The organism is Desulfocicer niacini (assembly GCF_054657595.1).
This window is the reverse complement of sequence record NZ_BAAHYK010000077.1, coordinates 1-14,160: the sequence shown is the minus strand read 5'-3', so window position 1 is coordinate 14,160 and position 14,160 is coordinate 1. Positions and strand designations below refer to the sequence as shown.

Here is a 14,160-nt window from a genome sequence, read left to right as displayed (position 1 = left end):
CCAGAGATCCCTGGAGATGAGCCAGGCCCTGCTGGCTGCCTCCGACACTCCAGGGAATCGACGGAATGTGGCCATAGCGATTAACCGTGTGGGGGATGTGTACCGAGACTTGAGCCAGCCTGACAAAGCCCTGGAATTCTTTCAGAGATCCCTGGAGATGAGCGAGGCCCTGCTGGCTACCTCCGACACTCCCGGGAACCGACGGGATGTGGCCATAGCGATTAACCGTGTGGGGGATGTGTACCGGGACTTGAGGCAGCCTGACAAAGCCCTGGAATTCTTTCAGAGATCCCTGGAGATTCGCGAGGCCCTGCTGGCTGCATCCGATACTCCCGGGAACCGACGGGATGTGGCCATAGCGATTAACCGTGTGGGGGATGTGTACCGGGACTTGAGCCAGCCTGACAAAGCCCTGGAATTCTTCCAGAGATCTCTGGAGATGAGCCAGGCCCTGCTGGCTGCCTCCGACACTCCCGGGAACCGACGGGAGTTAACCTATACGACTATCCGTGTGGGGGATGTGTACCGGGACTTGAACCAGCCGGACAAAGCCCTGGAATTCTTCCAGAGATCCCTGGAGATGAGCCAGGCCCTGCTGGCTGCATCCGACACTCCCGGGAACCGACGGGATGTGGCCATAGCGATTAACCGTGTGGGGGATGTGTACCGGGACTTGAGGCAGCCTGACAAAGCCCTGGAATTCTTTCGGAGATCCCTGGAGATGAGCGAGGCCCTGCTGGCTGCATCCGACACTCCCGGGAACCGACGGGAGTTAACCTATACGATTAGCCGTGTGGGGGATGTGTACCGGGACTTGAGGCAGCCTGACAAAGCCCTGGAATTCTTTCAGAAATCCCTGGAGATTCGCGAGGCCCTGCTGGCTGCATCCGACACTCCTGGGAACCGACGGGATGTGGCCATAGCGATTAGCCGTGTAGGGGATGTGTACCTGGAATTGAGCCAGCCTGACAAAGCCCTGGAATTCTTTCAGAGATCCCTGGAGATGAGCCAGGCCCTGCTGGCTGCATCCGACACTCCAGGGGACCGACGGGAGTTAACCTATACGATTAGCCGTGTGGGGGATGTGTACCGGGACTTGAACCAGCCGGACAAAGCCCTGGAATTCTTCCAGAGATCTTATGATTTGAGAAAAAATATGTATCATAAATACAGCACCTACCAAACATTAAAAGATCTTCTGTACTGTACAGAAACACTGACCGATTTAAAACGACAGTTACACTTGGGAGACATCGCAGTTAGAAACCAGCCTTGGCCACCGAAGCTGTGGAAATTATTCAGGGAAAATATCTGGGAAAACCTGGGAGAGGATATGCAGGAGAAATTGCCAGAGCAGTTTTCCTGCGCAAGAATCATCAGGGAAGCACTGGCGGGCAATGAAACAGCCACACGCCCCACACTCGGATTTATCATCGCGTGCTGCCAGTATGCACAGCAGCCTCACCTGCTCTATACATTCACTGATTTTAGATGGTGGCTTGAAGAAGCTGCAGCGGAACAACGGCAAGAGGAACAACTGGAAACACTGAACAGGGATCAGCACCAATGGGGAATCCGGCGGACAGAAACCGTATTCTCTCTTAAAGAAAATCCCCAGGTTTCAGATGAAATAACCCGCGGAATCGAAGAGGGACTGACATTTACCATGTCCCTTTCATTGGAGGAAAAACAGGAGATTGCCCAAAAATATCCCGAACTTTCCAGCGAGCAGATCCAAAAATTATTACAAATATTCCGAGAAGAGCAAATCAAATCTGCCCTGCAGACCCCGTACCATCAACTTAGCTTGAAACGGCATTCGTAAATTGCAAACTTGAAAAAGAAGGCATCCTTCAAAAGTACTTGACACTTTTTTTAAATTGACGGGTAAATCAAAGATTATGGGTCACCACGGCAATGGTCTCGCGGTCAAGTTTTAGCAACATATTCAGCATTTCTTCACCTCGGTGTTGGGAAGGGTAAGCAGAAATTTGATGGCTTTATAATGCCGGTTTCAAGACGTATCTCACCAAACTGGCCTGCCTGAAACCATTGTCGTTGGCGCAGGTTGTCTCAGATCAAAGATCGGTTTCAAGAGGTATTCCGGGTAGCCTTCCTTTTGCTGTGGCACAATATAGCTGGTATATCGTAAAGCATTATCAAGCGGCCCTTGCCGCATTTGGGACATGCTTTTATAAGGGATAAGAACTTGCTTTTTGTTAAAGAAAGTATTGAATGTCCAAAAAAGTTAAAAAATAAACTCCTCCCCTAATACAAGTACAACATGTTGTACTTGTATTAGGGGAGATCAGCTCAAGTCAGGACAAAAATCAAGATCAAAAAAACAGGCAGGAAATATTTTTAGAATTCTGGAAGAATTCCAGAATAGAGCGAATTTTGAGTATAGCTCACCGTATTCATGGAACCCTGGCATTTGGGGCACACAAGCGGATCAACTTCATAAATTTTCTGGATGAGGCGTGCCCAGTTCTGCCGGGATTCTTTGGTGGACATATCCTTCGGCATAACAGCAGGAATGGTATCATCCAAACCGGCCTTCTTCCTCATCCCCCGGGATTTGTTGGAATACCAGCCGTAGTACCTGACAATCTGTTCATAACTGCCGGGGATATGCGTCGTAAGCCTGGCCAGCCAATCTAAAGCAGTAAACACTTTCCGGGACTTCCGGTCTTTGGATGTATAAACGACCTTGGCAATACCATCTGTTGATTGTTCTGCCGGAACATAGATCATTCTCTCCTGGGAGAAGCAGGCCCGGATAATGTAAGGGACAGGTTGCCAAGGATACTGGCTCCCGGAACGGCATCAGCATCGGCAACAACAGATCTCAGATATGCATTAAATAAACTACATGTTTTGGATTTTGAGCCAAAAGCAAAAACGCCGGTGCGGGTGAAAAAAATATTGACTATTTATAAAAAAGCTGTTTAAAGTCATTTCGTTTGGGTGCGTGATACGCATAGGGACGTCCGGAGGGTTTAGCCAGGAAAAAAGGGTATGCCACCCGGGTGTTTTGAACAGGGAACCCCGTGAAAATCGGGGACGGGCCCGCCGCTGTAATCCTTTTTTTCTTTTTTTAAGAGAAAACCGTTTCGGTTGAGTATGTCACTGCCTTGACGTATTTAATCTGTTTTTCAGCTTACAAAATTCTGATTTTCGACAAATGACATTACTTAAACCTTTTGATGAGTCCGTTGATTTAAGAGTGATTTCAGTCTGGTTCGTTTTCGTTGCCACAAGATATGGTAATTGGTTGATCCAAAATGCGTTATATAGGTAACGCTGATGTCTAAAATATGAAAATCACGACTTGATCAACCGGCTTATTGATGTCGGAAATTAAATTTTGAAAAAGCTGCTCTGTACTTGAAGGTTAGGAAAACAGATAGAATATCGGGTGGGAAGACTGCTGAAAGGGGAAGGAAAGTCAGAAGACCTGCCTGAACAATAGTGAACTATTTTTTCGTGGACAGTAAAAATAGTTTTATGATCCTGCCGGATAAACATGGGACATCCCAGGTCGTTTTTATAATAATTTGGGGTGTTTTTTTGTGTCTAATTTTGTTGTCTGAAATTTAATGGTTTTTCGCATTGCTGCACATAAGCCATATTCAGGACGATCCTCACAAATTCACTTCAAATCGTAAATTGTTGTCCGTGTTAGAGTGAAGCCAATGCCTGAAAAAACAGGCCTTGTTCTACCTGTTCCACAGGCTATGACAATGTTTAATTCATGGCATCAGCTTTGATGGATATCTACGTTCTTAAAAAGGAGTTTTGATGTGAAAAGTATTCTACAAAAAGGTGTTGTTTCCATTATCGGGATTATTTGCGGTGGTGTTGTCTTGTGTAGTGCAGCAGTACAGGCGCAAGAAATTCAGCAAACAACTAGTTTAGGCGAAATGGTTGTTACTGCAACCAAAACTGAGAAATATATACAGGATATTCCGGCGAGCATAAGTATGGTTAAAGCCGAAGACATAGCTGCAAAAAACGTTAATTCGGTTACTCAGGCTTTGCAGATGATACCTGGCGTTTACATGGATCAAAGTGCCCAGGGCGGGTTGATGATTCGCGGATTCAGCAGTACAGATATTCTGGTTCTCATTGATGGGCAGCCGGTCAATTCCGGTTACAACAACTCAATGAATTGGGAATTGGTACCAGTGGAATCCATTGAAAAAATTGAACTGTTGCGTGGTGCGGCGTCTTCATTATACGGCGGTAGAGCTGTCGGTGCGGTGGTCAATATCATTACCAAGGAAAACAAAAAAACATTCACTGCCAATGGTGTTGTTTCCTACGGTAGTAATAATACCTGGAAAAAAGCCTTGTATGCCGATTTCAGGATAATTGATAAATTGTCTGTCGGCGGAGGATATGAAAACCGATCTTCGGATGGGTATAGGGGGTATTTCAGAGCCACCAGTGGCAAAGATTCTGGTACGGGAACATACAGTGCGGATCTGCCCCAGTTGAGTGACGGCTCATATGTCTATGGTGGTCGCGGTGAAAAAGATTGGGAAAACGAAAACTATTCCTTTAATTTACAGTATGATCTTAGTGATCTCAAATCCATAAAATATACGTTTATGCGCAGCGAGAATACATACTCTTATAATAATCCATTCTCTTATGTTTATGATGATAACGGCAATCAGGTTTTCAGTGGCAGTGTTATCACGCAAAATGGCGATTATATTACCCTCAGCCCCAGATATTTTTTAGGGTATGAAGGCCTGCGTGAAACCAACGTTCACATGTTTAATTACAAAGATGACAATAATGAAATTGTTTTAAACTTAGGGTTTACTGATACGAAAAGAGATGGTTACAGCAGCCCTGCCAGCGCAACGGATGTCGATTGGGACGGCGCGGGGACAGACTCTTTTTATCCGAGCGAAACCTATAATGCCGATCTCCATAAAACATGGGAAAATTTCAACCAACATACTATTATCACCGGATTAAATATTAAACTGGAATCTTTTGATCAGGAAAGAAAATATCTTGATAGCTGGAAAGATCATGATTCTGTAAATGCAGACTACGGGCTGTACGAAAAACATGGCGGCAAAGCGAAAAATTATGCGTTGTTCGTTCAAGATGAGTATAATTTCTGTGAACCCTGGACCGTGTATCTGGGCCTGCGCTATGATTATTACAAAAAATATGACGGTTATTCCGATTATATAGAGGCTGACGGAAGCTATAAAAGAAGTGTTGACCATGGGGAAGGCGATTATAGTGAACTCAGCCCGAAAATAGCCTTGGAATTCATGCCCAATGAAAAAATGAATTATTACGCTTCCTATGGTCACTCCTTTAATCCACCTGCTCTGTATAAAATTTACCGTGACGGCGGCGGTGGCATGGGCAGTGTTACGGCAAACCCGGATTTAGAACCAGAGACTTCAGATACTTTCGAGATCGGGATGAAGTGGAAGCTGTTCTCCCAAACGAACTTAGGATTGGCACTGTATTTCGTTAAAACAGAAGATAAGATCGTTTATACCACACATTATTCTCCGGGAACCACCACTAAATTATATAAAAAATATGAAAATTTTGGTGAAGAAAAACGCCGTGGTGTAGAGTTTGAGATAAATCATCAGTTCACTGACGCCTTTGGGGGATATATCAATTATGCATGGCAAGACGGCAAGATATTGCAGGATCAAATAGAAAATACGAATTTAAAAAATTCTGAAAGCAGAGATTACAATATTCCAAAACATTTATTTCATGCCGGGCTTTCTTTTAAAAAAGACCGCTGGAACATTCTCCTGGACAGTCAGTATGTCAGCGAACGGCAGGAGCCCGATTCTGTCACTGGCGAATACGGCGCAGAAGATGATTTTTTTGTTGTTAATGCAGCGTTAAATTTTGATATAATGAAAAATACCACCTTGCAGCTTACAGCTGACAACCTGTTGGACTCAGAATTTTATTGCAGTGAAGCGACTTCCGGTAGAACAATTACGGTAGGCCTGCGGTATATGTACTAATCCATTTTGGGGTTCGTATCGGCTTGATAGCCAGTTCTATTTTTGTTGACGCCTTTAACTGGCGAATGGAACGGGGCCCATGCCGCCTATGCATATTCTCGCAACGGAGTCCAAGGCCCGGATGGGCCTTAACTGGGCGCCCTTAACCGTGTTATTCAATGCCACCCGCCCGCCGGGCCGATATTTCAACGGACCTGGTCTTAGCTGAACATAACCTTTTTAAAATATTTACCATGAAAATGTTTTTGAAATAGGCACACAACCCCTTTGTTCTTTCCTATTGACTTTTAAGTTTTTACAAACTATTAAATGCATTGATCAGGTGCAGGAAACTGCATAACAGGGAATCCGGTTTAAATCCGGAACGGGCCCACCGCTGTGATTGGGGACGAACACTGCATAATGTCACTGTCCATGTTAGTTATGGACGGGAAGGCGCAGTCAGTAGAGTGATCCAAGAGTCAGAAGACCTACCTGGACAACCATAGGGATGCTGCGTACGGCAATACCGGCACCTGTTTGATCTTGAGGATAGAAAAAGGGACAGCCTTGGATCGTTTTTTTTTAAACGATTCAGGGCTTTTTTTGTTTTGGAAGGCTGATAAAGTATTCGCCAAGGGTCTGCCATGTTCGGCCTGGCCGGATAGCTGGCAGCTGTTGCCCAATATTATAAGTTAGGACTCTTCTATGAACATAGATGATTTAGTTAATTCTATTCCTGATGAAGACTTTGAACTCAGAAATAATTTGGGAAAATGGGTTGAAGATTGGAAACGATCTGAAGGTTCGATCAATCAACTCGATCTAATGGTTAGTAAATGGCACGGCAATGTTTGGTTTAAGTCAGAGGAAGAACAAAACAAGTTTTATGCAAACTGGCAAACCTTTAAGTCTGATGCAATTCATGCCCTCGGTGGCTTAACTGTAAATGAACGTTTATATTGGTTTGGTCTCTTTGATCAATGGGATCAAAGTGATGACAAAGGTAAAAATCAAATAAGGCGCAAATTAAAGCCCAAGGCCTAACAATGCAAATGCACAATGGCGGCAAAAGCCGTGCCGCTTCGTTCTGCAACTTTTGCCGCCATTGTGGGCCAGGATATTCATGCCGTCCGGAAGACCAACCGGGCACCCAGTCTGACGGGCCAATACATCGGACAGATATATCAGACCAAGTACTTTGGTAGTCCCCAGATCGCTTTCAGCGTGGAGAATCTGTTTGATGAAGAGCACTATGATTACTCCATCGGAAGGGAGCGCAGTTATTTTCTTCAACTAAATCTCAATTGGTAGACGTATGTTGTTTTAATTCTTTTTAAAGGAGGTTTTTATGCACAGGTTTAAACGTATGACGATTGCCGGAATATTTATCTTTCTTAGTTTGTTTGCCTTTGATGTTCAGGCACATTACATGTGGCTCAATGCAAATGATTATACGCCGGTTGAGAACCATGGGGTTAATTTTTCCATCGGGTGGGGCCATGCCTTTTATAGCCCTGTAATGGACATCCTTTATGGCAAAGAGATGCTCGGCAAGATATACATGATAGGGCCAGACGGCAAGGAAATAAAGGTGAATGCATTGAACGAATTTCAATATGCATCGGCGGACAAACTCTCCCAGGACACCTATATCGCCATGGTACATCGAAAGGAGGGATTTTCCACTAAAACAACCCATGGATATGTTCATAAACCCAGGAAGGGACTTAAAGATGTGATTTATTCACGATATCTGGGGATGTATGGAAAGGCCATTATTAACGTGGGAGCTCCCACGGAAAGCAAATCCTTTATGCAGCCAGTGGGAATTCCCCTTGAGATCGTTCCCATGGTCAACCCGTCCCATTTGAAAACAGGTGATTATTTCAGATTCAAACTACTGTACCAGGGAAAGCCTCTTACTGAAAATATCAACGCCTCCTATGCAGGGTTTTCCTATGACAATGCCTGGGCTTATACCACAAGGACAAAACAGGACGGAATCGGGGAAATAAAGATCTTGAGTTCAGGTATCTGGGTGATTAAGGCAAACCACAAGGCACCCTATCCGGAACCGGATAAGGCGGACGAATATTCCTATACCACATCCCTGACCTTTGAGGTGCGATGATATCTTGCAGTAACAGCTCGTGATTGTGAGCCTCGAACCAGAGGCTCGCAATCGCTGTTAATGCGACATTCCGTCCCCTGTCAAGGGCATCGATAACATCATAATGGATTAATGCCATGAAACATTTTGTGCCTATTTTTTACTGTCTGATCCTGCTGAGCCTGGCATTTCCCAGCGCGTATGCCATGGAAGGCTTCCCCGTCTGTTTTTGGGAACTTGTCGATCAGAATAGATACATATATCCATCAGATTTGGAACAGATGAATTGGAAAATGATAAGAAAATTAAGAAGTCAAAACAGACGGGCAAACTCAGAGAAAAAGTATCTGACGCTCTCTTTTCTGGATGAGATCGTTTCGATTGATCCCTCTTCTTTTTCTGATAGTATGATACCGGGTTCATCCTTTGCGGTGGTGCGTGATCCCGACGGCAAGATTCAAACACTGCCATGGGAGTCTGATGAACCCGGGATAATAAAACTTCCTGCTGACAACGACCTCATCGGCCGGTATCTACTGGGAATTCATATGACCCTTGCAAACAGGGATGTGGACGGGGATGGTTCTTCAGAATCAATTCATCTTTGCGCCAAACATCTTATTTCCCATCATAAAAACGGCGGCAGGCTCGGCAGTGCCTCGGTGGTTTTTTTAGATGATGTTCAGCATATGCCCCTTGAAATCGGCCCGGTGATCAATACGGCGAAATCAAGATTTGGCGGAGGACGACAGGTCTCCCATCGCTCCTATGAAATGATGCTTAAATACAACAAAAGACCCCTTCCAGGAGCTGAAGTGAGCGTGATTGCTCTTGGAAGTCAATGGAAAAAATCCTTTGTGACGGACGACAGGGGACAATTCGAGGTAATGCCCCCTGATGATCGCCTGGTTTCCGGTGAGTGGCAGAATTATCTCTACATTGCCACTCACCATGATCGGACAAAAAATGAATTTTACATAACAACCTTTCCCGTGGTGGTGTACAAGAACAGGCCGGAATGGCGATCCAAGGCAATGGGCTTCGCCTATTGGTCCATTATTGGAGGGGGCATTTGTCTGATCATGGTGGCGGGTTTTGCGGGAAGAAGATATTGGCAGAATACGCGAAAAATAATCATGTTTGAAAATCAAAAAATCAAAAAACATTAAAGACCTTATCATGACAATTTCGAAGCTCCGGTGGAGTGTATTGATTTCCGCCTATTTTATTTTACTTTTCGGGGCCTATATCGGGCTCTACTTTGGTTATTTTCTTCCCACTTTTTCATGTTGTTATGTCCGGGCCAGGGCGGGAACCTGTTATCTGCTGACCCTTCAGCAAACCCTTGGAACGTTTACTCTGGAAAGCATGATTATTTTTTTGAAACGAACGCTTTATTTTTCAGTTCTTGTTATCCTTTTGGGACGGGGATGGTGCGGATGGATATGCCCACTCGGGTTTTTCCAGGATCTGCTTGATCTTTTAAGAAGAAAGATCGGCGTGGGATATATCCGCTTTACGGCCAGGTTGAAAAGGGGACTTGCCTGGATCAAGTGGGTATTTCTTGCTGTGGCCTTTGTGCTGCCTCTGTGGGTTGCATTTCCGTTTTTTTGTCCCTTTGTGGCATTGAACCTGAATATTCCATACTGCCAGATGTGTCCTGGAAAATATATCCTTCCGTTGTTGGTGGGAAACCCTGATCGGGTGGCCGTAAATTTCAGGACCACCACAAATCTGGTGATGTCACTGCTGGGACTTTCTTTCTCCATCATCACCATATTGGGGGCGTTTGTCAAACGCCGCTTCTGGTGTTCTTTCTGTCCCCTGGGGCTTATTTTATCCTGGTATCGGAAAATCAGTTTTTTCAAGCTGAAAAAGAATGACGAGAAATGCACAAGATGCGAGATTTGTTATAATGCGTGTCCCATGGAGATCGAGGCGGTTTACAAATCACGGGGCAGGGAGGACGTGACCTTCAGCGAATGTAACCTGTGCCTGAAATGTGTTGAAGAGTGTCCTGAAGAGGATGCCTTGAGGGCGGTTTATCTGGGCAAGACCATTTATCGATCAAAATCCGAGAATTTTTTTAAGAAGCGTGGAGTTCATGATGTTACAGACAAGTGACCCGAATGAGAAGAAAAAAAAGCGGTTTCTTAAGGCCATTGCCCGCAAAGCGGCGTTTGAGCTGAACGCATTGGAAGAAGAATGCCGGGATCTACCGGCCTTTGAATATTTTCATGATGTCATGGCAGCGGTTTTCGTTCAAAATGATTCCGGAGCTTTTTTAGGGGGGGATGCGGAGCAAAGAATGAAAATCGGTGTCTATTGCATGGTGGTCCCCGAAGAGTTGATTTATGCGGCAGGGGCAATCCCCATTCGTCTCTGTGCAGGATGTTTTGAAGCGTCTCAGTTGGGTGAGGACTGGGTGCCCAGGGACGGGTGTCCCCTGGTGAAATCCTCCCTGGGGTTTTCCGCCCAAAAAGGACTTAAGGTGTTTGATCAGTGTGAGGCCGTGATCGTCCCCACCACCTGTGATGCCAAACGAAAATTCGGGGAAGAGCTATCAGCTTTCAAGGAAGTCTGGATGCTGGAATTGCCCCATATCAAGGATGCCACTTTTTCCCGTCGTATCTGGAACGAACAGATGTATGCCCTGAAAGGGCAGATAGAAGATTATGTGAATAACGGGCAGGGAAGGAAAAAAATAACCTCTAAAAACCTTGGCCATGCCATTAAAAACAGTGCAAGGGCTCAATCTGAAATACGAAGGCTGCTTTCTCTGAGACAATCGAGAAAACCGGTGATCTGGGGGCGACAAGCCATGATGGTACTCAATACTTATGCCTATGTGCCGGTAAAGCAGTGGACAGATTCCCTGGTCCTGCTGAACAATGAACTCATGCAAAAAAGGGACAGGGAAGAATTTGTATGTTCCGAGAAAAGACCCAGAATCATGATTGCAGGAAGTCCGATGATTTTTCCCAACATGAAGATTCCTTCGTTAATAGAAGAGATGGGGGGAATCGTTGTGTGTGATGAATCCTGTGTCGGTGATCGGTACATGTACGATCCGGTGGGCAACACCGAAAAAAACTTAAAGGATCAACTGGCCGGAATCGCATCGCGGTACATGGCTCCTTGTGTGTGTCCCTCTTTTTCTCCCAATGATGATCGCCTGATTATCATTAAAAGGATGGTTTCAGATTATGGCGTGGATGGGGTGTTATACCATGTATTGAAGGGATGTATTATTTACGACTTTGAAGTTCACAGGCTTGAAAGTGCTTTAAAGGGAAGCGGAATTCCATTGCTGCGCATTGAGACCGATTACAATCCGGAGGATGTGGAACAGTTAAGAACCCGGATTGAGGCGTTTCTTGAGATGTTGAAATCCAGAAAAAAGAAAACAGGAGCAGATAGAAAATGACAAGTTATTACGTGGGAATAGATGCGGGGTCCACCTATATCAAAGTCGTATTTTTAGATGAGAACGGTTTCCTTGTGGGATATGACCGTAAGCCCACCGGCATTGACGCCAATGGCACATCTCAAAAGATTGTAAAAGCCATTGCCGGTGATAACGGTATTGATTCCGGGCACATCAAGCGCATCATGGCAACGGGATACAGCCGGAGAAATATTAAAATTGCCAATGATACGGTGACGGAGATAAAGGCCCATGCCGCCGGTGCCGTGTGGTCGGCTCCAAACGGCAGGCTGGTCCGCACGGTGATCGATATCGGTGGCCAGGACAGCAAGGTGATTGTGATGGACGGGCAGGGTGAGATCGTCAATTTTGCCATGAATGACAAGTGCGCGGCAGGAACCGGAAGATTTATGGAATCCCTGGCAAGGGTGCTGGAGCTTGAAATAGATGAGCTGGGACCCATCTCCATGGAGTCTGATATGCCTTTGGACATTAACAGCACCTGCGTGGTGTTTGCCGAGTCTGAAGTGGTCTCCCTTGTGGCCAGAAACAAAAAACGCGAGGATATTGTCGCCGGTATCCATCTCTCTTTGGCCAGGCGAATTGCCGGAATGGCCAGGAAGACGGGGGCGGAACCGGAGATTCTGCTGACGGGTGGTGGCGGACTTAACAGGGGTATTGCAGAGGCCCTGGAAGAGGCGTTGCTGATGGATATTCATGTACCGGAATATCCCCAATTGAATGGTGCCATTGGTGCGGCACTTACAGCCCAGGCCGATCAGCTTTAAAAAGCGTTTTTAAAATATGGGGACGTAAAAGAATAAATGGGGAATAGGGGTGAATCAAGAACTTGATTTGTTTCACGAATTTCTTTCATAGATTTATTTCAAGCTGTCAACTTTTTGTTGAGTATAACTGCCATGGGCAGACCTCATTCTGATCTCGGTTTGCCCACAACGAAGCATGAAAGAGTGTTAGGCCTATCTACTCTTTCTTATAAAATAAAGGCGCATTCGGCGTCCTTCATATGGCCAGAACGTAGTTTACACCTTTTGGGGGATAATTCCCGAAAGATGGTTTCTTTGATAGAACAAGTTCAAATCAGCAAATGAAGAATACCAAAATTTTTACTATAATTATTGGTGTCCGAAAGGACTTAATAGGGAATCCCGTGTGAATCGGGAACGGATCCGCCGCTGTAACTCTCATTCTTTCCTCCTGTTGGTGGAAAGAAATCTTTTTTTGATTTTTGTGCCACTGTTCGATCCGTTATGAACGGGAAGGCCTCAAAAAAGGTGGGAGGAGTCAGAAGACCTGCCTTTAATTTTTTTGAGTAAAACCTCTCGGGACCATAAGAGCGTTTACTTAAACAAAAAAATTGCTTTATCAGGGATTAAAACGGAATCCCCGTGTCTATTTTTGGATACGGGGATTTTTTTTTGACAAAAAGGAGAAAAAGGTATGCAGTTTAAAATGGCTACAGTGTTTAGAATGATATGTTTGATTAGTTTTATTTTCATTACAGGTTTACCTCAAATAAGCCAGGGGGAGGAAGATGCTGTCACGCTGGATGACGTTGTGGTCACGGCAACCAAACAGATACGGTCAGTCAAGGACACTCCGTCATCCATCACAATCATCACTGCTGAAGATATTGAAAAATCCAATGCACAGACAGTACCCGAGGCCTTGAAAGAAATTCCTGGAGTGGTAGTCGAGGAAAGATATGGGCTTAGTTCCGAGGTCGCTCTTCGGGGCAATGCCTTCAGTAAATATGGCTATACTCTGGTTTTGGTGGATGGGATGCCCATGGTTTCTTCTGATACGGGCAGAGTCTACTGGGAGATGATTCCTCTAAGCAATGTGGAACAGATCGAAGTTGTTATGGGGCCTGGAGCGGCACTATGGGGAGGCAATGCCTTTGGGGGAACGGTGAATATCATCACCAAAAAACCTGAAGTCGGGGCTTCGGCAAAGGTAAGCGGTAAAATAGGCGAATATGGTCTGAGGCATCTGTCTTTTTATGGCTCTGTTTCAGGGGAAAAAGGCTGGAAAAAGGATTTGAGCCTTCAAACGTCCGTTGAGAAAAAACAGGCTGACGGCTGGCGGACCAATTCAGATTATGACAATGAGAATTATTGGCTTAAAGTCGGCAAGGAATTTGATGAGCTAAACGCAGCTATCGACTTAACCGTTTCAAGCAGCCACAGGGACCAGTCAGTTCCGAACTCCATTACCCAGACGATGTGGGACAGCAATGATTTAACCACCCCTAAATCAGATGATTATTATTACGCTTATCATGATGGCCATGTTGATTACCAGAAACTGACGTTTGAAAAAGGAATTGGCCAAACTTCAAGCATAAAAGCAAATGTATATAACCGTCATAAAGAATATGATTATCTTTATACCAGGTTTACCAGAGTTGACAATAAAACCATTGGAGGTGGACTTGAATATGACTTAAAACTGGGGAAGCATTCACTGGTTGTGGGAGCGGACGTCGAGAATAATGACCTTTATAAGATAACGGTAAAGCATGATTCCGATTATAATCCGGACTGGTCAAACCTTAAATCCAAAAAAGATCTTCAAACAGATATAAATAA

The 14,160-nt window shown here is 45.1% G+C and carries 11 protein-coding genes and 3 riboswitches; of the genes, 10 read left to right on the top strand and 1 reads right to left on the bottom strand.

Annotation, left to right across the window (positions count from 1 at the left end; all coding sequences use genetic code 11):
- Positions 1-1,825 (top strand): tetratricopeptide repeat protein (locus ACYQ2M_RS23610; RefSeq protein WP_459918857.1); only part of this gene is annotated, 1,825 nt, incomplete at its 5' end.
- 536 nt (positions 1,826-2,361) lie between these two features.
- Here the strand turns inward: ACYQ2M_RS23610 and ACYQ2M_RS23605 are convergent.
- Complete coding sequence (locus ACYQ2M_RS23605; RefSeq protein ID WP_459918856.1) at positions 2,362-2,754, bottom strand: transposase; 393 nt, start codon at positions 2,752-2,754, stop codon at positions 2,362-2,364.
- A gap of 243 nt (positions 2,755-2,997) precedes the next feature.
- Positions 2,998-3,151, top strand: a riboswitch (cobalamin riboswitch).
- Positions 3,152-3,803: 652 nt separating this feature from the next.
- Here ACYQ2M_RS23605 and ACYQ2M_RS23600 point away from each other — a divergent pair.
- The 9 genes from ACYQ2M_RS23600 to ACYQ2M_RS23560 form a co-directional block, all read left to right on the top strand.
- A complete protein-coding gene (locus ACYQ2M_RS23600; protein ID WP_459918855.1) occupies positions 3,804-6,029 on the top strand; it encodes a TonB-dependent receptor in 2,226 nt (741 codons plus the stop codon).
- Positions 6,030-6,332: 303 nt separating this feature from the next.
- Positions 6,333-6,521, top strand: a riboswitch (cobalamin riboswitch).
- Positions 6,522-6,716: 195 nt separating this feature from the next.
- Positions 6,717-7,055: a hypothetical protein gene (locus tag ACYQ2M_RS23595; RefSeq protein ID WP_459918854.1), complete on the top strand. Its 339-nt coding sequence runs from the start codon at positions 6,717-6,719 to the stop codon at positions 7,053-7,055.
- Positions 7,056-7,070: 15 nt separating this feature from the next.
- On the top strand, positions 7,071-7,322 hold the full coding sequence (locus tag ACYQ2M_RS23590) for a hypothetical protein (RefSeq protein ID WP_459918853.1): 252 nt from the start codon (positions 7,071-7,073) through the stop codon (positions 7,320-7,322).
- 37 nt (positions 7,323-7,359) lie between these two features.
- The gene (locus tag ACYQ2M_RS23585; RefSeq protein WP_459918852.1) at positions 7,360-8,142 is read left to right on the top strand and encodes a DUF4198 domain-containing protein; all 783 of its coding nucleotides are present in this window, start codon (positions 7,360-7,362) and stop codon (positions 8,140-8,142) included.
- 272 nt (positions 8,143-8,414) lie between these two features.
- Positions 8,415-9,290, top strand: coding sequence for a hypothetical protein (locus ACYQ2M_RS23580; protein ID WP_459918851.1), 876 nt, complete (start codon positions 8,415-8,417; stop codon positions 9,288-9,290).
- 10 nt (positions 9,291-9,300) lie between these two features.
- Positions 9,301-10,245 carry a 4Fe-4S binding protein gene (locus ACYQ2M_RS23575; RefSeq protein ID WP_459918850.1) on the top strand — a complete coding sequence of 315 codons (945 nt, stop codon included), beginning with the start codon at positions 9,301-9,303 and terminating at the stop codon, positions 10,243-10,245.
- Positions 10,226-11,548, top strand: a complete 1,323-nt coding sequence (locus ACYQ2M_RS23570; RefSeq protein WP_459918849.1) for a 2-hydroxyacyl-CoA dehydratase — start codon at positions 10,226-10,228, stop codon at positions 11,546-11,548. Before ACYQ2M_RS23575 ends, ACYQ2M_RS23570 begins: the two co-directional genes overlap by 20 nt.
- Entirely contained in the window at positions 11,545-12,336 is a 792-nt protein-coding gene (locus ACYQ2M_RS23565) for an acyl-CoA dehydratase activase (protein ID WP_459918848.1), read from the top strand. Before ACYQ2M_RS23570 ends, ACYQ2M_RS23565 begins: the two co-directional genes overlap by 4 nt.
- Before the next feature lie 335 nt (positions 12,337-12,671).
- Positions 12,672-12,884, top strand: a riboswitch (cobalamin riboswitch).
- 125 nt (positions 12,885-13,009) lie between these two features.
- A partial coding sequence (locus ACYQ2M_RS23560) for a TonB-dependent receptor plug domain-containing protein (protein ID WP_459918847.1) occupies positions 13,010-14,160 on the top strand: 1,151 nt, incomplete at its 3' end.